Annotated in this window: 19 protein-coding genes; 7 read left to right on the forward strand and 12 right to left on the reverse strand. The window is 65.6% G+C overall.

What is annotated here, in order from left to right; all coding sequences use genetic code 11:
* Positions 1–45: 45 nt before the first annotated feature.
* The 6 genes from pgl to tkt are packed head-to-tail and all read right to left on the reverse strand — an operon-like array spanning position 46 to position 8,285.
* Positions 46–858, reverse strand: coding sequence for a 6-phosphogluconolactonase (gene pgl, locus ABFX29_RS00940; RefSeq protein ID WP_152228035.1), 813 nt, complete (start codon positions 856–858; stop codon positions 46–48).
* Positions 855–1,790: a glucose-6-phosphate dehydrogenase assembly protein OpcA gene (locus tag ABFX29_RS00945; RefSeq protein WP_152228033.1), complete on the reverse strand. Its 936-nt coding sequence runs from the start codon at positions 1,788–1,790 to the stop codon at positions 855–857. Before ABFX29_RS00945 ends, pgl begins: the two co-directional genes overlap by 4 nt.
* Positions 1,787–3,331 carry a glucose-6-phosphate dehydrogenase gene (zwf, locus tag ABFX29_RS00950; RefSeq protein ID WP_152228031.1) on the reverse strand — a complete coding sequence of 515 codons (1,545 nt, stop codon included), beginning with the start codon at positions 3,329–3,331 and terminating at the stop codon, positions 1,787–1,789. The genes ABFX29_RS00945 and zwf overlap by 4 nt, the downstream gene beginning before the upstream one ends.
* 3 nt (positions 3,332–3,334) lie before the next feature.
* Complete coding sequence (locus tag ABFX29_RS00955; protein WP_152228029.1) at positions 3,335–4,951, reverse strand: glucose-6-phosphate isomerase; 1,617 nt, start codon at positions 4,949–4,951, stop codon at positions 3,335–3,337.
* Positions 4,952–4,956: 5 nt separating this feature from the next.
* Positions 4,957–6,072 (reverse strand): transaldolase, encoded by a 1,116-nt coding sequence (gene tal, locus ABFX29_RS00960; RefSeq protein WP_152228027.1) that lies wholly within the window; start codon positions 6,070–6,072, stop codon positions 4,957–4,959.
* Positions 6,073–6,095: 23 nt separating this feature from the next.
* Positions 6,096–8,285 (reverse strand): transketolase, encoded by a 2,190-nt coding sequence (gene tkt, locus ABFX29_RS00965; protein WP_152228025.1) that lies wholly within the window; start codon positions 8,283–8,285, stop codon positions 6,096–6,098.
* A gap of 422 nt (positions 8,286–8,707) precedes the next feature.
* Between tkt and ABFX29_RS00970 the strand changes: the two genes are divergently transcribed.
* Positions 8,708–9,607: a heme o synthase gene (locus tag ABFX29_RS00970; RefSeq protein ID WP_152228402.1), complete on the forward strand. Its 900-nt coding sequence runs from the start codon at positions 8,708–8,710 to the stop codon at positions 9,605–9,607.
* A gap of 696 nt (positions 9,608–10,303) precedes the next feature.
* Here the strand turns inward: ABFX29_RS00970 and ABFX29_RS00975 are convergent.
* The 3 genes from ABFX29_RS00975 to ABFX29_RS00985 are packed head-to-tail and all read right to left on the reverse strand — an operon-like array spanning position 10,304 to position 12,998.
* Positions 10,304–11,299: a COX15/CtaA family protein gene (locus ABFX29_RS00975; RefSeq protein ID WP_246167477.1), complete on the reverse strand. Its 996-nt coding sequence runs from the start codon at positions 11,297–11,299 to the stop codon at positions 10,304–10,306.
* A 5-nt stretch (positions 11,300–11,304) separates the two neighbouring features.
* Complete coding sequence (locus ABFX29_RS00980) at positions 11,305–12,048, reverse strand: ABC transporter permease (protein WP_152228021.1); 744 nt, start codon at positions 12,046–12,048, stop codon at positions 11,305–11,307.
* Positions 12,045–12,998 (reverse strand): ABC transporter ATP-binding protein, encoded by a 954-nt coding sequence (locus tag ABFX29_RS00985; RefSeq protein ID WP_387015141.1) that lies wholly within the window; start codon positions 12,996–12,998, stop codon positions 12,045–12,047. Before ABFX29_RS00985 ends, ABFX29_RS00980 begins: the two co-directional genes overlap by 4 nt.
* A 167-nt stretch (positions 12,999–13,165) precedes the next feature.
* Here ABFX29_RS00985 and ABFX29_RS00990 point away from each other — a divergent pair, with 167 nt between their 5' ends.
* The 5 genes from ABFX29_RS00990 (at position 13,166) to ABFX29_RS01010 (ending at position 17,957) form a co-directional block, all read left to right on the forward strand.
* Positions 13,166–13,930, forward strand: coding sequence for a helix-turn-helix transcriptional regulator (locus ABFX29_RS00990; protein WP_246167475.1), 765 nt, complete (start codon positions 13,166–13,168; stop codon positions 13,928–13,930).
* On the forward strand, positions 13,930–15,402 hold the full coding sequence (gene sufB, locus ABFX29_RS00995; protein WP_152228015.1) for a Fe-S cluster assembly protein SufB: 1,473 nt from the start codon (positions 13,930–13,932) through the stop codon (positions 15,400–15,402). Before ABFX29_RS00990 ends, sufB begins: the two co-directional genes overlap by 1 nt.
* Positions 15,402–16,757, forward strand: a complete 1,356-nt coding sequence (sufD, locus tag ABFX29_RS01000; protein WP_152228013.1) for a Fe-S cluster assembly protein SufD — start codon at positions 15,402–15,404, stop codon at positions 16,755–16,757. The genes sufB and sufD overlap by 1 nt, the downstream gene beginning before the upstream one ends.
* Positions 16,758–16,821: 64 nt before the next feature.
* Positions 16,822–17,592, forward strand: a complete 771-nt coding sequence (gene sufC, locus ABFX29_RS01005; RefSeq protein WP_152228011.1) for a Fe-S cluster assembly ATPase SufC — start codon at positions 16,822–16,824, stop codon at positions 17,590–17,592.
* 35 nt (positions 17,593–17,627) lie between these two features.
* Positions 17,628–17,957 (forward strand): metal-sulfur cluster assembly factor, encoded by a 330-nt coding sequence (locus tag ABFX29_RS01010; RefSeq protein WP_152228009.1) that lies wholly within the window; start codon positions 17,628–17,630, stop codon positions 17,955–17,957.
* A 79-nt stretch (positions 17,958–18,036) separates the two neighbouring features.
* On the opposite strand, the gene ABFX29_RS01015 is transcribed toward ABFX29_RS01010, so the two are convergent.
* From ABFX29_RS01015 to ABFX29_RS01025, 3 genes are read right to left on the reverse strand one after another with little or no spacing between them, the layout of a single operon-like run.
* Positions 18,037–18,657 (reverse strand): energy-coupling factor transporter transmembrane component T family protein, encoded by a 621-nt coding sequence (locus ABFX29_RS01015; RefSeq protein ID WP_246167473.1) that lies wholly within the window; start codon positions 18,655–18,657, stop codon positions 18,037–18,039.
* A 4-nt stretch (positions 18,658–18,661) separates the two neighbouring features.
* Entirely contained in the window at positions 18,662–19,381 is a 720-nt protein-coding gene (locus tag ABFX29_RS01020; RefSeq protein ID WP_152228007.1) for an energy-coupling factor ABC transporter ATP-binding protein, read from the reverse strand.
* Positions 19,378–20,109: a biotin transporter BioY gene (locus ABFX29_RS01025; RefSeq protein WP_246167471.1), complete on the reverse strand. Its 732-nt coding sequence runs from the start codon at positions 20,107–20,109 to the stop codon at positions 19,378–19,380. Before ABFX29_RS01025 ends, ABFX29_RS01020 begins: the two co-directional genes overlap by 4 nt.
* Positions 20,110–20,316: 207 nt before the next feature.
* On the opposite strand from ABFX29_RS01025, the gene ABFX29_RS01030 reads away from it, so the two are divergent.
* The coding region (locus ABFX29_RS01030; protein WP_152228005.1) for an ABC-F family ATP-binding cassette domain-containing protein at positions 20,317–21,911 on the forward strand (1,595 nt) is incomplete at its 3' end.

Genomic DNA, 21,911 nt, shown 5'->3' on the forward strand with positions numbered 1-21,911 from the left:
GGGCCTTCCCTTATGTGGTCTGTCCGCACGAGGCAGGCAGCGAACCTAGCTGCCGGCGTCCTCGGTTTCAAGCAGCCGCTCGGGCAGCTGTGACGCAGCCGCCTGGTCAATCAGCCAGCGTGTCTTGAGCTGTCCCCGCGGCCCCGCGGCGGGCACCTGCACGGGGCCCGCTCCGGCCAGTGCCAGACCCACCGCACCGGCCTTGTCTTCGCCCGCAACCGTCAGCCAGACTTCCTCTGCGGTGTTGATTGCCTCGAGGGTCAGGGAGACCCGTTCCGGCGGCGGTTTGGGAGAGTCGCGAACGGCAACAGTGGTCTGTCCGGTGGTGCGGATTCCCGCCATCTCGGGGAACAGCGAGGCTACATGTGCATCCGGTCCCACGCCCAACAGCAGCACATCGAAACGCGGCAGCCGCGGGTCAGGGGCCGCAAAACCCTCTGCCAGCACTTCAGCCTCGGCAGCGCCGGCCAGCTCGGCAGCGTAGGCGTCCGCGGCCTCCTCAACGGTGTCGAAGTCCGCGGTGGAAGGCATCTCATGCACGCGTGCAGGGTCGGCGCCCAGCGGCTTCAGGAGTGCCTCCTGCGCGGGTACTGCATTGCGCTCGGGGGAATCCGGTGCCACGAACCGCTCGTCACCCCACCAGAAGTTCACCCGGCTCCAGTCGACGGCGGTGCGTGCCGGACCGGACGCCACCGCGGACAGTACTGCAGTGCCTGCGCTGCCGCCGGTCAGGACTACGGTCGCTTCACCGCGCCGGCTCTGTACGTCCACGAGCTTGGTGACGAGCCGGGCAGCCGTAGCCTTCACCAGGGCATCAAAGTCAGGGTGGATGGTCACGCCTTTGGGGGAGTGCCTCATGCGGCGTTCCCTTCCGGGGCGAGGCACGCGGCCAGCCCCTGGGTCAGTACTTCTCCGAATACTTCGTCCGGGTCCAGCCGCCGCAGCTCTTCTGCGAGGCATTCATGCAGCGTCCGCAGCGGGAGTGCAATCCGCTGCTCGGGCTGTCCGGGCTGGGTCAGGTAGGCGGTGCTGCCTTCGGGGCGGCGAAGCTCCAGCGCTCCGCCGTCCCGCTCAATACGGACCCGCCGGATTCCGGTCCCGGCAGGGTCCTCAATGATCTCCACGGGAACCTTCAGGGCGTGCTTCAGCCAGGCGGCAAGCAGGAAGGTGCTGGCCGAATCGGACGCCCCTTCGACGATGACGGACCTGATGCCGTCCGCACCGTTCTGTTCAAGTACCGCGGCCAGCTGGATCCGCCAGTGGGTGAGCCGCGTCCAGCTTAGGTCAGTGTCACCGTCCACGTAGCTGGAGCTAAGGTCCAGCAACGCCTGCTTGGGGTTGGGTTCGTTGGCAGCATCGGTGATGCGGCGGTGCGCAATCCGGCCCAGCGGCGTGGAGGCCGCGGAACGAGGAAGGCCGTGGGGCCACCACACCACAATCGGGGCGTCCGGCAGGAGCAGCGCGGAAACCAGGGATTCGCTTTCAGCAGCGAGCTCCCCGTAGCCGTAGAGCAGGATGACGTCGGAGGCACCGGCGTCGCCGCCCACCCGGATCTGGGCGTCAAGGCGAGAAGGTTCCCCGGCCGGACCCGCGGCCAGGACAATCACCCGGCAGGGATGTTCCCGGCTGGCGTCGTTGGCTGCCTCGATGGCTTCTTCGACGAAGTCCGGCTCGGTGACGATCACCAGGGTCAGTACCCGGCCCAGGGCGATTACTCCGCCCTTGTCCCGCATCGCAACAATCTTCTTGGACACCTTCGAGGTGGTGGTGTCCGGCAGGTCAACTATCACGGCCTTCTCCAGGTCCTTCCGTCGCGGGCAAGCAATTCATCGGCGGAGGCCGGTCCCCAGCTCCCGGGTGCATAGGGCTCAGGCTGTTCGTCCAGGGACGCCCAGTACTCCTCGAAGGGGTCCACGATCTTCCAGGAGAGTTCGACTTCCTGGTGCCGGGGGAACAGGGGCGGCTCTCCGAGCAGCACGTCCAGGATCAGGCGTTCGTATGCCTCGGGACTGGATTCGGTAAAGGAATGTCCGTAGCCGAAGTCCATGGAGACGTCACGCACTTCCATCTGCGTCCCCGGAACCTTGGAACCGAAGCGGATGGTTGCGCCTTCGTCCGGCTGCACCCGGATGACCACTGCGTTCTGGCCAAAATCGTCCTCCGCATGGTCGCGGAAGAGCAGGTTCGGCGCCCGCTTGAAGACGACGGCGATCTCCGTCACCCGGCGTCCCAGCCGTTTGCCTGCCCGCAGGTAGAACGGTACCCCGGCCCAGCGGCGCGTGTTGATGTCCAGGCGCACGGCGGCGAACGTCTCGGTCCGGGAATCGGGGTTGAATCCTTCCTCCTCCAGGAAACCGGTGACCTTTTCACCGCCCTGCCACCCTCCGGTGTACTGGCCGCGGGCAGAATGCCGGGAGAGGTCCTCCGGGAGCCGGACGGCAGCAAGGACCTTTTCCTTCTCTGCCCTCAGATGCGCAGCGTCGAAGGAAATCGGTTCTTCCATGGCAGTGAGCGCCAGCAGCTGCAGGAGATGGTTCTGGATGACGTCGCGGGCCGCGCCCACGCCGTCGTAATAGCCTGCCCGGCCGCCGATGCCGATGTCCTCGGCCATGGTGATCTGGACATGGTCAACATAGTTGGCGTTCCAGATCGGTTCAAAGAGCTGGTTCGCGAAGCGCAGCGCCAGGATGTTCTGGACCGTTTCCTTGCCCAGATAGTGGTCGATCCGGAAGACCGAGTCGGCGGGGAAGACGGACTCGACGACGGCGTTGAGGTCCCGGGCGGACTGCAGGTCGTGGCCGAATGGCTTCTCGATCACTACCCTGCGCCAGCGTCCGTCGCTGGACTCAGCCAGCCCATGGCTGGAAAGCTGCTGGCAGACCTGTTCGAAGCTCTTGGGCGGAACCGAAAGGTAGAACGCCACGTTACCGCGCGTGCCGCGCTTCTCGTCCATCTCCTGCAGGGTGCCGCGCAGCCGGTCGAACGCGTCGTGGTCGTCAAACCCTCCCTGCACAAACCGGATTCCTTCAACCAGCTGGTCCCAGACGCTCTGGCTGAACTTGGTACGGGATCCGGCCTGCACGGCGTCCTTCACGTAACCGGCGAAGTCGTCGTCACTCCATTCGCGCCTCCCGAAGCCCACCAGGGAGAAGCTGGGCGGGAGCAGCCCGCGGTTGGCCAGGTCGTAGACAGCCGGGATGAGCTTCTTGCGTGCCAGGTCACCGGTCACACCGAAGATCACCAGCGAGGACGGTCCCGCGATCCGGTTGAGGCGCCGGTCGCGCGGGTCCCGCAGCGGGGACGCCGACCCGTTGTCTTGCTCTTGGAACATCAGTTATTTACCACCCAGGTCCGTGAGGGCCGCGGCGAGCTGCGCTGCCCCGGCCTTCCGCTCAAGCAGGTTCAGGCGCAGCACGGGGCGGCCGTGGTCCGCGAGGACCTGCGCGTCTCCGGCTGCCTGCGCCGAAATCAGTTCTCCGAATGTGAAGGGCCGCCCGGGAATCGGGATGTCCTGCCCGCAATTGCCGGTGATCTGCAGGTATACGCCCTGTGCCGGGCCGCCCTTATGGAACTGTCCGGTGGAGTGCAGGAAGCGCGGTCCCCAGCCGAAGGTGACGGGCCGTCCGGTGGCGCCGGCAAGGACCGGACGCAGCTGCTCAAGTTCGGACTGCGCGTCCCGGTCCAGGTAGGCCTGGATGCTGAGGTAACCGTCCTCGCCGAGCTGCCCAAGCAGTGCCTGGACTGCCTCGGGAAGGGTCCGTGCTCCATTGAGCAGTGCGGCGTCGCCGCGCACCTCGATGGAGCCGTCAACGAACGACGGCGCCGCCGGCTCGGGCTGGGCGTCCAGAAGTCCGCGGGCAGCCTTCTTGGCCGCCTCGACGTCGGGCTGGTCAAAGGGATTGATGCCCAGCAGGCGTCCGGCCACGGCGGTGGCGTACTCCCAGAGCATCATCTGCGCGCCGAGGCTGCCGGAAACAACCACCTGGTCGCCCTCAGGCATCGCCTCGGAATCAGGGGCAGCAATGCGGACCACCAGGACATCCGGAGCGCCGCCAAGCACTTCGGGGGCACCGGACTCAGCAACAACGGGCAGGATGCCGGTCTGCAGCTTGCCGGTGGATTCTGCGATGAGCTGCTCGGCCCAGTCCGGGAAGCCGTCAAGTCCGGATTCCTCGTCCACAATCACGATCTTGTTGCGCAGCGGGTTGGTTCCGCCCAGCGCAGCGCCCAGAGCCAGCCCGATGTTGTCTTCGGCGTTGTCGCTGAGGATTTCAGCCGTATCTTCGGCCGCATCGAGGAGTCCTTCGATGTCCGCGCCCGCCAGGCCGGAGGGAACAAGCCCGAAGGCTGTCAGCGCCGAATAGCGGCCGCCCACGTTGGGGTCCGCGTTGAACACGGCACGGTAGCCCGCTTCCCGTGCGGCGCCGTCCAGCGGCGAGCCGGGATCGGTGACAACCACAATCCGCGAGGCGGCGTCGATACCGGCCTTGATGAACGCGTCCTCGAAGGCACGGCGCTGCGAGTCCGTTTCCACGGTCGACCCGGACTTGGAGGAAACCACCAGGACGGTGGACGCAAGGTCTTCCGCCAGGGCGGCCGCAACCGAGTCCGGGTCTGTGGAATCAAGCACCGTCAGGTTCACGCCTGCGGTGCGGGTAATGACTTCCGGGGCCAGCGAAGAACCGCCCATGCCGGCGAGGACAACCCGGTCCACGCCTTCGGCAGCGAGTTCTTCGCGCAGCGCCTGGATCTGTCCCAGAAGCGGCCGGGAAGCCGGCGCCGGGTTCAGCCAGCCGAGCCGGATTGAGGCCTCTGCCTCGGCGTCCGGCCCCCACAATGTGGGGTCCTGGGCGAGGAGCCGCGTGGCTACCTCGTCCCGAACCAGTGCGGGGACGTGCGCCTCCACCGCATCGCGGGCGGCTCCTGCAGCTTCAAAGGACAGAGTCGTCATGGGTGCTATGCCTTCCGTGCGGTTTCCAGTGCGGCGGTTACGGTTTCCAGCAGCTCGCCCCAGGAGACAACGAACTTGTCCAGGCCTTCCGTCTCCAGGAGCTCCACGACGTCGTTGTAGTCCACGCCTGCGGCATCCAGCTCATCGAGCAGGGCGGCGGACTCGGCGTACGTGCCGGTGATCGTGTCGCCGGAAACCACGCCGTGGTCCGCAGTCGCTTCGAGGGTCTTTTCCGGCATGGTGTTCACTACGCCGGCAGCCACCAGTTCGGTGACGTACAGGGTGTCCGGCAGGGCCGGATCCTTCACGCCCGTGGACGCCCACAGCGGACGCTGGGCATTGGCACCTGCCGCGGCCAGGACCTGCCAGCGCTCAGAAGCGAAGGACTCCTCGAAGACCTGGTAGGCCAGCCGTGCGTTGGCCAGGCCTGCCTTGCCCTTCAGAGCCTTGGCCGCGTCAGTTCCGGCGGCGTCCAGTCGCTTGTCGATCTCGGTGTCGACGCGGGAGACGAAGAAGGATGCCACGGAGTGGATCTTGGAGAGGTCGTGCCCGTTCTCCCTGGCCTGCTCGATGCCGGCCATGAAGGCGTTGATGACCTCGCGGTAGCGCTGCAGGGAGAAGATCAGGGTTACGTTGACGCTGATGCCCTCGGCCAGCACGGCGGTGATTGCCGGCAGGCCCTCAACGGTCGCGGGAATCTTGATCAGCACGTTGCTGCGGCCAACCTTGTCGAACAGTTCCTTGGCCTCGTTGACTGTGCCCTGGGTATCGCGGGACAGCCGGGGATCCACTTCGATGGAAACCCGTCCATCGACTCCGCCGGTGGCTTCGAAGACAGGAGCGAACACGTCGCACGCCTGGATGACGTCGTCGGTGGTGATCTCGAAGACAGCCTTGTCCACGTCCGCCCCGGTGTCAGCGAGCTGCTGGACCTGGGCTGCGTAGGATTCGCCGTTGGCCAGTGCGGCGGCGAAAATGCTCGGGTTGGTGGTCACACCAACAACGTTGCGGTCGGCGATCAGGTCCTTGAGGGAACCGGAGGTGATCCGTTCCCGGGACAGGTCGTCGAGCCAGATGGATACGCCGGCTTCGGAAAGCGCTGCGGTGGGTGTTGAAGTCATGGGGTATGTGCTCCTTTTCCTTTTTACTTCTGGTCGCCGGTCTCGGTGGAGGCCGCGCCGGAAGGTGCTGCAGGGGTACCTGCAGGGGCTGCGTCCCCGCCGTGCACTGCCGCGAGGGAATCCCGCGCGGCCTGGGCCACGGCATCGGACGTAATGCCGAACTCGTTGAACAGGGTCTTGTAATCGGCAGAGGCGCCGAAGTGCTCCAGGGAGACCATACGGCCGTCGTCACCGACGAATTCGCGCCAGCCCTGGGCGATACCGGCTTCCACCGACACCCGGGCCTTGACCGAACGCGGCAGGACGGACTCGCGGTAATCCTCGTCCTGGCGGTTGAACCACTCAACGCTGGGCATGGAGACCACACGGGCCGCAACACCCTCAGCGGCAAGTGCCTCGCGGGCCTGGACAGCCAGCTGGACCTCGGAACCGGTGCCGATGAGAATGACGTCCGGGGCCACGGCCTTGCCGTCCCGCACAGCTTCAGCCAGTACGTAGCCGCCGCGTGCCGCGCCGTCAGCGGAGCCGAACTCTTCGGCGCCTGCTGCTCCGTTGCCGCGTTCCCAGGTGGGTACGTTCTGGCGGGTGAGTACGATGCCGGCCGGGTTCTCGGTGTTCTCCAGGATGGTGCGCCAGGCAACGGCCACCTCGTTGGCGTCTGCGGGACGGACGACGTCGAGCCCGGGGATGGCGCGCAGGGACGCGAGCTGCTCCACCGGCTGGTGCGTGGGTCCGTCTTCGCCGAGTCCGATCGAGTCGTGCGTCCACACGTAGATCGACGGGACGCCCATGAGTGCGCCGAGGCGGATGGCCGGCCGCTGGTAGTCGCTGAAGATCAGGAAGGTGCCGGAGAACGCACGGGTGTTGCTGGACATGGTGATGCCGTTGACGATCGCGGCTGCCGCGTGCTCGCGGATGCCGAAGTGCAGCACACGGCCGTAGGGTCCGCCGGACCAGGCCGAGGTCTGCCGTCCGGCAGGCACGAAGGACGGGGCACCCTCGATGGTGGTGTTGTTGGATTCGGCGAGGTCGGCAGAACCGCCCCACAGCTCCGGGAGTACCGGACCGATGGCGCTGAGCACCTTGCCGGATGCAGCGCGGGTGGAAACGTCCTTGCCGGCTTCGAACTTCGGCAGTGAATCTTCCCAGCCCTGCGGCAGCTTGCCGGCCTGGATGCGCTCGAGCAGCTCGGCGCCTTCGGGGTTGGTTTCCTGCCAGGCAGCGAACGAATCGTTCCAGAGAGCGTGTTCCTCGGCGCCGCGGGAACGCACCTCACGGGTGTAGGCGAGCACATCAGGATCGACGTCGAAGGACTTCTCCGGGTCGAAGCCCAGAGTCTCCTTCAGTGCGGCGACTTCGTCGCGGCCCAGTGCCGAACCATGGATCTTGCCGGTGTTCTGCTTGTTGGGGGCAGGCCAGCCGATGATGGTGCGCAGGGAGATGATGGACGGCCGGTTCGTTTCAGCCTTGGCTGCAGCCAGTGCGTCGTAGAGACCGTTCACGTCCTCGCGGTATTCGCCGCTTTCAGTCCAGTCCACGCGCTGGGTGTGCCAGCCATAGGCTTCGTAGCGCGCCAGGACGTCCTCGGTGAAGGCGATGTCCGTGTCGTCTTCGATGGAGATGTGGTTCTCGTCGTAGATCACCACGAGGTTGCCCAGTTCCTGGTGGCCGGCCAGGGACGAGGCCTCAGAGGTCACGCCTTCCTGCAGGTCGCCGTCGGACGCGATCACCCAGATGGTGTGGTCGAACGGGCTGGTGCCGGCCGGGGCATCGGCGTCGAACATTCCGCGCAGGCGGCGCTGCGCGTAGGCAAAACCGACTGCGGAGGCCAAGCCCTGGCCCAGCGGGCCAGTGGTGATCTCGACGCCGTCGGTGTGGCGGTATTCGGGGTGGCCGGGGGTCTTGGAGCCCCAGGTCCGCAGGGCCTTGAGGTCATCCAGTTCCAGGCCGTAGCCGGAGAGGAACAGCTGGATGTAGAGCGTCAGCGACGTATGTCCGGGGGAGAGGATAAAACGGTCACGGCCAATCCAGTGCGGGTCAGCAGGATCGTGGCGCATCACCTTCTGGAACAGCAGATACGCCGCCGGAGCCAGGCTCATGGCGGTACCGGGGTGACCATTGCCAACCTTCTCAACGGCGTCGGCGGCCAGGATGCGGACGGTATCCACTGCCTTGCTGTCCGTCTCGCTCCAGGTAAGTTTCTGCTCTTCCAAATGTGGCACGTTTACCGGGCCCCTCTCTGTACGGATTACCGGCGCTTTCCGGCGCCGGATGCGGTGTTCTCACCACTACAACCGGGTTTTGTGCGCAATCGTTACCCGACATGCACAAATTTCCTGCCAGTGCCGCGCAGCTGACCTGCCGGCCCTGCAGGAAATGTCCGCTTTCAACCTTATCCCGAAGCCCACGTCATTGGGCGTATCGGGGGCCGCATTCTGACGCCGGGGACGCCGCGGGATCCACGTACCTGGCCCGAATGCCCCGGATCGCGGATCCGTGCTTCGTTTTCTACAGGGGATAGAGGTTATGATGAGCGTGGACTTTTACGGCCCAGGCAGGATTCCAGACAGGACAGAGTGATCGTTTCGTGAGTACGCAGCATGCCCCCGCCGAAGTTCCGGTGTACGCCGGAAAAATGAGCGTGGGACGTAAGCTCCGGGCCTACGTGGCCCTCACGAAGCCGCGCGTCATTGAGCTCCTGCTTGTCACCACGCTGCCCACTATGTTCTTTGCCCAGGGCGGGGTACCTTCCGTCTGGCTCATGGTCGCCACCATGGTTGGCGGTGCGCTGGCCGCCGCCAGTGCCGGCGTCTTCAACTGCTACATCGACCGGGACATGGACCGGCTCATGCGCCGGACCGAAAAGCGTCCCCTTGTGACCGGGGAAGTCAGCCCGCGTGAAGCGCTGGTGTTCGGCTGGGCCCTCGGCATTGTCTCGATTGTGCTGCTCTGGTTCGGGGCGAATCCGCTCACAGGCCTGCTGGGCCTCGGCGCGATCCTGCTGTACGTCGTCTTTTACACGCTGATCCTCAAGCGCCGCACCACCCAGAACATCGTCTGGGGCGGAATCGCCGGCTGCATGCCCGTGCTGATTGCCTGGGCAGCCGTGACCAACACCGTTGAGTGGCCGGCCGTCATCCTCTTCACCGTGATCTTCCTGTGGACGCCGCCGCACTACTGGCCGCTGTCCATGAAGTACGGCGAGGACTACCGCAACGCCTCCGTACCCATGCTGGGTGCGGTTGCCGGCGCCAAGCTCGTCTCGGTGCAGGTTGTCCTTTATGCCTACGCCACCGTCGCCTGCTCGCTCCTGCTGATCCCCGTTGGCGGAGCCGGATGGGTCTACACGGCCGGTGCCGTGCTCAGCGGCGCCTGGTTCCTTGCCGAGACGCACCGCCTCCATTCCCGGGCGCAGCGCGGAGAGGTATCGGACAAGTCGGCCATGAAGGTCTTCCACGGTTCGATCAGTTACCTGACCATCCTGTTCGTGGCCCTCGCGATCGATCCCTTCGTCGGCGGTCCGGTCTTCTTCTAGGCCAGCATCCTCCCATGCGCCGGTTCTGCGCCCCGAGCATTCTTCCGGCGCATCCTTCGGTGACTTCCCGTCCCTTTGAGGCGCGCGAAGGGACATCACCTCCCCACAGGTTGGCCGAAGCCCTTCCTAAACAGCGTCATCTCCCCGAAGGATGCCCGGACCGGAGCGCGATCATCGCAGCGCCACGCTTCCAACAGTCCAGCACGTCCTGCGCATCCTTCGGTGACTTCCCGTCCCTTTGACGGCCTCCGGTGCACCCTTCGGGGACTTCCCGTCCCTTTGACGGCCGCCCGTGTATCCTTCGGTGCCTTCCCGTCCCTTTGGGGCGCGCTAAGGGACGTCACCTCCCCGAAGGTTGGCCGAAGCCTCTCCTAAGCAGCGTTATCTCCCCGAAGGATGCGGAAGCACCCCAGGGTTGGGTGACCGAAGGCCTGCGCGAACAACTTCAGCACCGGCAGGGTTCGTTCAACCTCCGGGCGCGCCCGGGCCGAGGCCAGCGCCCAACGCAGCCAACCCAGCGGGAGGGCAGCGCCCAACCCAGTGCCCCATCGGGTGGTCAACCGACGCAGCGCAGCCACGTTCCAACGCAGCGCAAGGCAGCCACTACAGGAACGCAGAAGGCCCCATGGGAACCGGTGGTTCCATGGGGCCTTCTGTGTCGCGGGCTGCGGGCGCCGCAGTCCTGAGACCTATCCGCTACTTCGCCGCGGGCAACACTGCTTCGGATTTTGCAGCAGCACGTGCCTTCCCAGGAACCTTCCGCGAAAGCGCAGTGTAGACAACGTGGGCAGCAGCAGCGGTTAGCAGTGAGGCGCCCAGCATATGCATTGCCACCAGCACGATCGGCAGGTGCAGGAAGTGCTGCACGTACCCAATCACGGCCTGCGCAAGGACGACGGCGGTGAAGATCACCAGGGAGGTGCGCAGCCGGCTGTCGGCAGTACGGCGGTAAACCAGGTACAGGGCAACGGCGGTCGCGAAAACCAGCAGGTAGACCGGGACTACGTGGATCCGGGTCACCAGGTCCGGATCCAGGCCGTTGCGGGCGGCGCCGTGGTCCCCGGCATGCGGGCCGGAACCGGTGACGATCACACCCAGGATTACCGTGACGGCCGAAAGAATGCCGATTGCCCAGATGACCGGACGCAGTGGCTTGTCTGCCAGCGGCACGTGGGACGCGGCAACGCCGTCACTGCTGAGCCAGGCACGGTTCACCAGGACCACGGCCACGCTGATGATCACCATGGAAACAATGAAGTGCAGGCCCACAACCCACGGATTCAGGCCGGTCCAAACGGTGATGCCGCCAATGAATGCCTGCGCCGGGATGCCGGCAAGCGCGGCCACCGAAAGCCACAGCAGGTCGGGCCGGGTGCGGCGGGACTTCCACACCGAAGCGAGCATGCCGAACGCAATCGCGGCGAGCACAAAGGTCAGGAGCCGGTTGCCGAACTCGATGATGCCGTGGACGCCCATCTCCGGCGTGGTGACCAGTGAGTCGGCGGTGCAGAGCGGCCATTCCGGGCAGCCGAGGCCGGAAGCCGTCAGCCGCACGGCACCGCCGGTGACCACAATGGCGATGTTGGCCACCAGGGTGGCCACCGCCAGGGTGCGGATCAGCTTGCCGGTGGCGGGGCCGCTGGAAGGCGGAGCCGTCCGGGCAGCAGGTGCAGGGGCGGGGGTGTTGGACACGGGAACTAACTCCATTTGAACCAGCGGACAGCAGCGAGGCTGCCCAGGATTGTCCACGCCAGCAGGATGAGCGTGGCGGAAAGGTTGAACTGCGTATCTATAAGGGCTGATCTCATGACATCGCCCAGGGCGGCCGAGGGCAGCAGCTGCACGAACGGTTCCATGTCAGAAGGAAGGCTGGCAGCGGGAAGGATAATACCGCCGATACCCGCCAGCAGGATCCACAGCAGGTTGGTTATGGCAAGCGTCGCCTCGGGCCGGGCAGTTCCGGCGACCAGCAGGCCCAGGGAGGTGAACGCCACCGCACCCAGGACCAGCAGCACCAGTGCCAGGGGCACCCCCGGAAGGGATGGACGCCAGCCGATAAACAGCGCGACGGCGCTGACCAGCACTACCTGGATGGCCAGGACAGACAGCACGGCGATGACTTTGCCGGCGATGAGCCCGGCACGGCCCAATGGCGTGGTGGAGAGGAACCGGAGAACCCCGTACCGCCGGTCGAAGCCGGTGGCGATGCCCTGGCCGGTGAAGGCCGTGGAAAGCGCGCACAGCGCCAGGATGCCCGGCGCCGCGGTGTCGATGCGGGAATCGCCGTACGCGTCGAGGACCGGGGTCACGCTCAGGGCGATGAGCCCCAGGAGGGGAAGTACGACGGCGAGGATCAGCTGCTCGCCGTTGCGCAGCATGGTCTCTGCCTCGTACCTGCCCTGGTTCAGGACCCGTACGGAGAGGGAAGCCGGAGCGCTCATCGGTTCTCCTTTCCGGAGAGTTCGAGGAAAACGTCCTCCAGCGTGCGCGATGCCATGTGGATACTGTCCGGCAGGATGCCCTCCTCATTCCACCAGCCGGCCAGGCGGGCCAGGTCTGCTGGACTCAATTCGCCGCTGAGCACATACCGGCCGGGGGAGTCTTCGGTGAAGGAGAGGTGCTCCAGGCCTGCCAGGGCCGGCTTGAGCCCCGGTGCCGCTTCGAAGGAGAGCTCGCGCCCGGAAGCATGGGCCGCGGTGCGCGCAGTGAGCTCGGGAACTGTTCCCTGGGCCACCGTACGCCCGTCATCAATGATGTACACGTAGTCCGCCAGGCGCTGGGCGTCGTCGAGCAGGTGGGTGGTGAGGATGATCCCCAGCCCTTCGTCCCGCAGTTCCTGGATCAGCTCAAAGACGATCTGCCTGGACTGGGGATCAAGTCCGGCGCTTGGCTCATCCAGGAACAGTACTTCCGGGTTGCCCACCAGGGCGGCAGCGAGGGCCACGCGCTGGCGCTGACCGCCGGAAAGCCGGCGGATGCCTGTCTTGGCAAACGCATTGATCCCCAGCCGCTGGACCAGTTCATCGACGTCGCGTGGATCCTGGTACATGCTGGCGATGTGCCGCAGGAGTGCAACCGGGCGTGCGGCCGGCGGCAGTCCGCCGTCCTGGAGCATGACGCCGGCGCGGGCCCGCAGCTCTGCTCCGGCCCCGTAAGGGGCCTCGCCCAGCAGCCGGACTTCGCCGCCGTCGATAGGCTGCAGTCCCTGCGCACACTCAAGCGTGGTGGTCTTGCCGGCACCGTTTGCGCCCAGCAGGGCAGTCACCTGGCCCCGCCTGGCTGTGAGGTCAACCCCGGCCAGCACCCGGATCATTTTGCCGTCGAGCCCCGGCACGGGACCGAGGTCCCGGACCAGGCCGGTGATAGTCAGGCAGGGTTCGTCGTTAGGCACCCCCATATTCTACGTTAGGTAGTAGTCCTTTCCGCCCGCGCCCGGCGCACGCCCGGGCCATGGGAAGCATCGCCTTAGTAGCCTTGTGGAATGGATTAGGTCATGATTGTGTTGTGTATTCTGTGAAGAGTTCAGAGACGGAGACCCCTCCGGCGGACAACGGGACGGTGAAACCCGCCCCCCAGGCTGCCGCCAGGGAATCGGAAGAGCGCACCCGGGACCGCGTGCTCGGTTCCGTGCTTGAGCACGGTCCGGTCAGCGCCGCAGAACTTGGCGAGCGGCTTGGTTTCACGCCTGCTGCCGTTCGCAGGCACCTGGACGCGCTGGAGCGGCAGGGCCTGATCGAGGTCAAGCGGGTTTCCAGCCCCGGTGCCGGAGCCGGACGGCCGGCCCGCCGCTACGTGGTGAGCCAGCAGGGCCAGTCCTACCTGGGCAACGACTACCTGACCATTGCCACCGAGGCGCTTCGGGCACTCGGTGCAGCAGCGGGGCCCGAAGCCATTGAGGCGTTCGCAGCGGCACGGTTCAGGAAGATGGAAGAGCGGTACCGTCCGGTGCTCGACGCCGCGGGCCCCTCCCTGGAGGACAGGGCCCAGGCGCTCTCCGCAGAACTGACCAGGGACGGCTTCGTTGCCTCCACAACCATGATCGGCACGAGCCGGACGCCCAGCACCCTGCTGAGCATCCAGCTGTGCCAGGGACACTGTCCCATCCAGGCGCTGGCAAGTGCCTACCCCGTCTTCTGCGACAAGGAGACCGAAGTTTTCTCCCGGCTGCTGGGGGTGGACGTGCGCAGGCTGTCCACGCTCTCCCGCGGCGGGCACGTTTGTACGACCCACATCCCGGTGGGCCGTTCGAAGTCTGCGCCTCACCAGCCGGTGGGCTCCGCAACCACCCAGTCCACATCCACTCATCAGCAAGAAAGGCCGTGATGACGGATCAAGTAACCCGGAAGGCCGAGGCACCTGAGGTGCCCGACTCCGTGATTTCAGACATTCTGGAAAAGAACCCCGAACTCGAGGGCATTGGTACCTACGAGTACGGCTGGGCCGACTCAGATGTCGCCGGGTCCAACGCCCGCCGCGGCCTCTCCGAGGAAGTAGTCCGTGACATTTCGGCGAAGAAGAACGAACCGGAATGGATGCTGGACCTGCGCCTGAAGGGCCTGAAGTACTTCGACCGGAAGCCCATGCCCACCTGGGGCGCAGACCTCTCGGGCATCGATTTCGACAACATCAAGTACTTCGTGCGCTCCACCGAGAAGCAGGCAAACACCTGGGAAGACCTCCCCGAGGACATTCGCAATACGTACGAGAAGCTCGGCATCCCCGAAGCTGAGCGCGGCCGCCTGGTTTCCGGCGTCGCTGCCCAGTACGAGTCCGAGGTTGTGTACCACCAGCTCCGCGAGGACCTGGAACGCCAGGGCGTTATCTTCCTGGACACCGACACCGCGCTGAAGGAACACCCGGAGATCTTCCAGGAGTACTTCGGCACCGTCATCCCCGTGGGCGACAACAAGTTCGGTTCGCTGAATACTGCCGTCTGGTCCGGCGGTTCCTTCGTCTACGTACCCAAGGGCGTCCACGTCGAGATTCCGCTGCAGGCCTACTTCCGCATCAACACGGAAAACATGGGCCAGTTCGAGCGCACGCTGATCATTGCCGACGAGGACTCCTACGTCCACTACATCGAAGGCTGCACCGCGCCGATCTACACGTCGGATTCGCTGCACTCCGCCGTCGTCGAAATCATCGTCAAGAAGAACGCCCGCGTCCGCTACACCACGATCCAGAACTGGTCGAACAACGTGTACAACCTGGTGACCAAGCGTGCCATCGCTCATGAAGGCGCCACCATGGAGTGGATCGACGGCAACATCGGTTCCAAGGTCACCATGAAGTACCCGGCTGTCTACCTGGTTGGCGAGCATGCCAAGGGCGAGACCCTGTCCATCGCCTTCGCCGGCGAAGGCCAGCACCAGGACACCGGCTCGAAGATGGTTCACATTGCTCCGAACACCAAGAGCTCCATCATCTCCAAGTCCGTTGCCCGCGGCGGCGGCCGTGCTGCCTACCGCGGACTGGTCCAGGTCCGTGAAGGCGCCAAGAACTCCGCCAACACCGTTCGCTGTGACGCACTGCTCGTGGACACCATTTCCCGTTCGGACACCTACCCCTACGTGGATATCCGCGAGGATGACGTGACCATGGGCCACGAGGCCACCGTCTCCCGCGTCAGCGAGGAGCAGCTGTTCTACCTGATGTCCCGCGGCCTTCCCGAGGACGAGGCAATGGCAATGATCGTTCGCGGCTTCATCGAGCCGATCGCACGCGAACTGCCGATGGAATACGCCCTTGAACTCAACCGCCTCATCGAACTCCAGATGGAAGGAGCCGTCGGTTAATGTCGAAACTTAACGACGCCGTAGTAAACACAGCCGAGAACGTCGCTGAAACCGTAGCCGAGAAGGTCAGCAACGCAGTGGAAGGCGTTAAGGCGCGCATCGGGGCCCCCTCCGGGGACCGCCGGGTCCGCATTGCCGGTTTCACCGAGGAAGGCGAAAACCTCTCCCCGCTGAACGACTCTTCCCCCGTTCTGGGCGGCGACAGCAGCAAGTCCCACAGCCACGGTGCCGGGGCAGGCATTCCCGACAGCTCCCGCGCCGGACGCCTGACCTCCTTCAACCGGGCGGACTTTGGCAAGCTCACCGGCCGTGAAGAGGACTGGCGGTTTACACCGCTGAAGCGCCTGCGCGGACTGCACACCCAGGAACTGGCCGGGACCGCCCCCGAGGTGGCCGTGGTAGCTCCCGAAGGCGTCACCGTAGCCGGAATCGGCCGCGACGATGCCCGGATCGGCACCGCGGGCATCCCCGAAGACCTGGTTGCCGCCGCAGCCTGGGAGACCTTCACCGAGGCAACGCTGGTCAGCATTCCCAAGGACCTGCAGGCTGAAGGCACGGTGACGCTGTCCATCACCGGCGCCGGTACCGAACCTGCAGCCCAGCACGTGGTCATCGAGGCCGGCGCCTTCTCCAAGGCAGTGGTCGTGCTGGACCACAAGGGTTCGGTCACGCTGTCCCAGAACGTGGAGATCCTCGTCGGCGACGGCGCGGAACTGACCGTCATTTCCGTACAGGACTGGGATGACGACGCCGTCCATGCGTCCGCCCAGTACGCCCGGATCGGCCGCGACGCACGCTTCAAGCACGTAGTCGTCAGCCTCGGCGGCGACCTGGTGCGCGTCACCCCGTCCTCGAAGTTCACCGCGCCCGGTGGCGATGTGCAGATGTTTGGCCTGTACTACGCCGACGCCGGCCAGCACCTGGAGCAGCGGCTCTTCGTTGACCACGCAGTGGCCAACTGCAAGTCCCGCGTCATGTACAAGGGTGCGCTGCAGGGCAAGGACGCACACACCGTATGGGTGGGCGACGTGCTGATCCGCAAGGAAGCAGAAGGAACCGACACCTACGAGGTGAACCGGAACCTGCTGCTGACCGACGGCGGCCGTGCCGACTCCGTGCCCAACCTCGAAATCGAAACCGGACTCATCGAAGGTGCCGGCCACGCCAGCGCTACCGGCCGGTTCGACGACGAGCACCTGTTCTACCTGATGGCCCGGGGCATCCCCGAGGACATCGCACGCCGCCTTGTGGTGCGCGGCTTCCTGAACGAAATCATCCAGCAGATCAAGGTTCCGGAGCTGGAAGAGCGCCTGACCGCCGCCGTTGAGCGCGAGCTCGCCGCCGTCGAGGCCTAGGCCTTCCTTCTTACTGAACCTGCAGACCGCACCGCACGCGTGCAAAGAGAAAGCGAAACTACGCATGTCCACTCTTGAAATCAAGGACCTTCACGTCAGCATTGAGACCGAACAGGGTGTCAAGAAGCAGATCCTGAAGGGCGTCAGCCTGAAGATCAACACCGGCGAGACGCACGCCATCATGGGCCCGAACGGCTCCGGCAAGTCCACTCTTGCTTCCACCATCGCCGGCCACCCGCGCTACACCGTAGACAGCGGCTCCATCACCCTGGACGGCGAAGACGTCCTGGCAATGAGCGTTGACGAGCGCGCCCGCGCAGGTCTCTTCCTGGCCATGCAGTACCCGGTTGAGGTTCCGGGTGTCACCATGACCAACTTCCTGCGCACCGCCAAGACGGCGCTCGACGGCGAAGCACCCTCCCTGCGCCACTGGACCAAGGACGTCAAGGGCGCCATGGAGCAGCTGCGCATCGACGCCGATTTTGCCCAGCGCAACGTCAACGAAGGCTTCTCCGGCGGTGAAAAGAAGCGCGTGGAGATCCTGCAGCTTGAGCTCTTCCACCCCAAGTTCGCCATCCTCGACGAGACCGACTCCGGCCTGGACGTCGATGCCCTGAAGGTTGTCTCCGAAGGCGTCAACCGCGAGCATGAAAACGGCAACATGGGTACCCTGCTGATTACGCACTACACGCGGATCCTGCGCTACATCAAGCCGGATTACGTGCACGTGTTCGTCGACGGCCGGATCGCCGAACAGGGCGGCCCCGAGCTTGCAGACCGCCTTGAAGAAGAAGGCTACGACCGGTTCGCGAAGACCGGCGCAGTCAGCGCCTGAGTACACCAGGCACGCCGGAATACGAGGAGCAGAACATGAGCGACGCCAACCTGGCCCAGACGTCCCTGGAGGACGTCGAGGAGGCCCTCAAGGACGTCATTGACCCCGAGCTGGGGGTGAACGTCGTCGACCTGGGCCTGCTGTACGGGCTGAAGTATGCCGAAGACGGAGCCCTGCTCATCGACATGACCCTGACGACTGCCGCCTGCCCGCTGACCGATGTCATCGAGGAGCAGACCGGCAAGGCACTTGAAGGGATCGTCGACGAGTTCCGGCTGAACTGGGTGTGGATGCCGCCGTGGGGACCTGAGAAGATCACCGACGACGGCCGCGACCAGATGCGGGCCCTCGGCTTTAACATCTAGCCGGGCCTGGCTTCAATACGCTCGGAAGGGCGGACACCTGCTTATCGGGTGTCCGCCCTTCCGGCGTTGGGGCTGGCGTTCAGTCCCGGTCCGGCTCACCGATGCCGCGGGCGGCCAGGGCATCTCCGGTCTGCTGTGCATAGGCCACCGTTCGGATCACTACCGGGACGGCAAGCGCCCGGGGACTGCGTTCCAGCCCCCTCGCCTTCGCGGAGTCGCGGACATCCGCGGCCGAACCCAGCAGGTAGGGAACACTGCGCAGCATCAGGGCCAGCGCCAGCCCAAACCGTTCCGGATCTGCCCCGAAAACCCGCAGCGGCCGCACCAGCTTCACCACGCCGTCGAGCAGTTGAGGCACCGGGACAGTGAGTACCAGCAGCCGGGCGGCCATCACACACACCAGGATGTTGCCCGTCACTGTTACCGCTGTCCAGGGCCCGGCCTGCCAGAACTGGAACGCGCCGAGGATCAGCAGGACCGGCCACATCAGCTTCAGCGGCATGGCGAGTTCACGCAGCAGTCCGGCACCGGCGTAGGCCAGCACCGTCAGCAGTGCCCCGGCTCCCGTTGCCAGCGGATGCGCGGCAGCGAGCATAGCCAGTGAGCCCAGGACGACGGCGGCCGCCTTCAGTCCCAGCGGCGCCCGGTGAACAAGGCTGCTGCCCGGGCGGTAGGCGCCCAGCTGCAGGGAGTTCCTCACGGATTCACTCCGTCCACTGACCGGCGGGTTCCCCGGCCGCGAGCTGCCGGTAGGCTGCAATGCTCTCTTCCGGCGGACCGTCCCGAACGATCCGTCCGCCTTCCACCACCAGTACCCGCTGGGCGTCGGCCGCGAAGTCCAGATCGTGGGTGGTGTAGATGACCTGCTGGGGGAGACCGGCCAGGACGTTCCGCAGGTGCGCAGTGTTGCGCAGGTCCAGTAACGTGCTCGGTTCATCGGCTACGAGGATGTCCGGGTCCGTTGCCAAGACTGCAGCCAGCGCCATCAGCTGCCGCTCACCGCCGGAGAGGTCATAGATGCTGCGGTCGGCCAGGCGCAGCAGGCCAAAGCGTTCCAGGACGTGTTCCGCCGCGGCCCGGCGTTCGGCCGTGCTGCGGATGCTGCGCCGCAGTGAGAGTTCGACGTCGTCCCGTCCCGTGGGCATGACCAGCTGGGAAAGCGGGTCCGTGAACACAAACCCCACCCGGCGCCGCACCAGCGGCCCCTGACGGGCCGTGTCCGCCCCGTCCACGCTGACGCTGCCGCTTGAAGGCAGCAGCAGGCCGTTGATCAGGCGCAGGAGCGTGGATTTGCCGGAGCCGTTGGCTCCGATGACCGCTATCCGGGATTCGTGCAGCTCCAGGGAAAAAGGATGCAGGATGGGCTGGGCTCCAGGCTCGGCATCCGGCGCCCGTACCTCGGCAGCACGGAACTGGACAGTCATGAGCTGCGTGCCGTCTTCCGGCGCGGCTTCGCCTGCGGGGCCAGCCGCGGGAACGCGGCGAAGACGCTTACCGCAACCGCAGCTGCTGCCAGGTTCTTGAGCACGTCCCCTGGCCAGAAAGCCACATCTGCCGTGAGGGCTGCCGGGAAGGAGAGGCCGGCGTTGAGCATCAGGCCCGCAATCCCCAGCGGATGGACCACCAGGAAGCTGGTTCCCAGCCCCGCAGCGAACAACCCGGCGAACCGCGCCCGGCGGATCCGGCTCAGCACCACGCGCACCAGCAGTCCAACCACCAGCGCTGCCAGCGGGAAGGAGACCAGGTATCCGGCCGAGGGGCGGGCAAGGACTCCGATGCCGGAACTGAACCCGCTAAAGACAGGCAGTCCGGCAAAGCCGGCCGCAAGGTAGAGGCCTGCGGCTGCTGCGCCGCGGGCCGGACCCAGGACCATGCCGGTCAGGATGACGGCGAGGGTCTGCAGGGTGATGGGAACTCCGGCGGCCAGGGGAATCCCGGGCAGCAGCGAGAATGCTGCGATCAGTGCCGCAAAGACCGCAACGTAGGACAGGTCGGCCGCGCCCCACTTGCGCCGAGAGGCCACATGCGGCTCGTTTGGCGCTCCATTCGAGCCGTAACTGGCCTCTCGGGTGGAGGGCGTGCCGGGGGAGGCCATAGGGGCGGGGGAGGGATCCGGGCGGGAAGGGGCAGCGGGGTCTGGGGCGGCTGGCATTTATGCTCGTTTCGTCGGGGTCCTACAAGTGCGTCTCAAGCCTCCGGGGAAACCGCCCCGGCATTTCCGAGACTAGACCCGCCTAAGGCCGATCTCCTTTGTCGGGTTCCTACAATTCTGGTAAAGCCGGTAGACTTGGAAGGCTGCCTTCGCAGATTCTGCGTACCAACATGCGTACAACCCACCCCTTCGAAAGGTCCCTCCTTAGTGATTGCCGTATCTGAACTCGAGCTGCGTGCCGGCGCACGCCTGCTCATGGAAGCGGTCTCATTCCGTGTGGACAAGGGAGACAAGATCGGGCTGGTGGGCCGCAACGGCGCCGGAAAGACCACCCTTACCAAGGTCCTGGCCGGTGAGACCCTTCCGGCAGCCGGGCACATCAAGCGCACCGGAGACATTGGCTACCTGCCGCAGGATCCGCGCACCCCGGACATGGAACAGCTTGCGCGTGACCGTATTCTCTCCGCCCGCGGCCTGGACAAGGTCCTCACAGAGCTGAAGAAGTGCCAGGACGAGATGGCCAGCGATGATGCCAAGGTCTCGGCCAAGGCCATGAACCGCTATGACCGGCTTGAGGCAGAGTTCCTCTCCGCCGGCGGTTACGCCGCCGAGTCCGAAGCCGCCACCATCTGCGCCAACCTGGCCCTTCCGGACCGGCTGCTGAACCAGCCGCTGAAGACCCTCTCCGGCGGCCAGCGCCGCCGTGTGGAACTGGCCCGGATTCTCTACTCCGACGCCGAGACCATGCTCCTCGATGAGCCCACCAACCACCTCGACGCCGACTCGATCGCCTGGCTGCGTGAGTTCCTCAAGAACCATACCGGCGGCCTGATCGTGATCAGCCACGACACCGGCCTGCTCGAAGCGACCGTCAACAAAGTCTTCAGCCTGGACGCCAACCGCGCCACGATCGACATCTACAACATGGACTGGAAGCGCTACAAGATCCAGCGTGAAACGGATGAGCGTGCCCGCAAGCGCGAACGCGCCAATACCGAAAAGAAGGCCGGCGCCCTGCTGGCACAGGCCAACAAGATGAAGGCCCGTGCCTCCGGCGCTTCCGCTGCCCAGAGCATGCTCAAGCGTGTTGACCGGCTAATGAGCGGACTGGATTCAGTACGGGCCACGGACCGGGTGGCAGCCCTGCGCTTCCCGGATCCCGCACCCTGCGGCAAGACGCCCATGATGGCTGAAGGCCTGAGCAAGAGCTACGGATCCCTGGAGATCTTCACCGACGTTGACCTGGCCATTGACCGTGGTTCCAAGGTAGTCATCCTGGGCCTGAACGGTGCCGGTAAAACCACCCTGCTGCGTATGCTCGCCGGTGTGGACACTCCGGACACGGGACGCATCATCCCCGGACACGGCCTGAAGATCGGCTACTACGCCCAGGAGCACGAAACCCTGGACACGGACCGCAGCGTCCTGGAGAACATGCGCTCCGCAGCGCCGGACATGGACGACGCCGAGGTCCGCAGCGTCCTGGGTTCCTTTATGTTCAGCGGTGACGATGTGGACAAGCCTGCAGGCGTGCTCTCCGGCGGTGAAAAGACGCGCCTGGCCCTGGCCACGATCGTGGCGTCCTCAGCCAACGTGCTTCTCCTGGATGAGCCCACCAACAACCTTGACCCGGCCTCCCGCGAGGAGATCCTGGGCGCCCTGAGCAACTACTCCGGCGCCGTCGTCATGGTCAGCCACGATGAAGGCGCCGTAGCGGCCCTGAACCCGGAACGGGTGGTCCTGCTGCCCGACGGCGACGAGGACCACTGGAACGAGGGTTACCTGGAGCTCGTTACCCTGGC

Origin of the sequence: Arthrobacter gandavensis (assembly GCF_039528575.1) — a bacterium.
Taxonomy (GTDB): domain Bacteria; phylum Actinomycetota; class Actinomycetes; order Actinomycetales; family Micrococcaceae; genus Arthrobacter_B; species Arthrobacter_B citreus_B.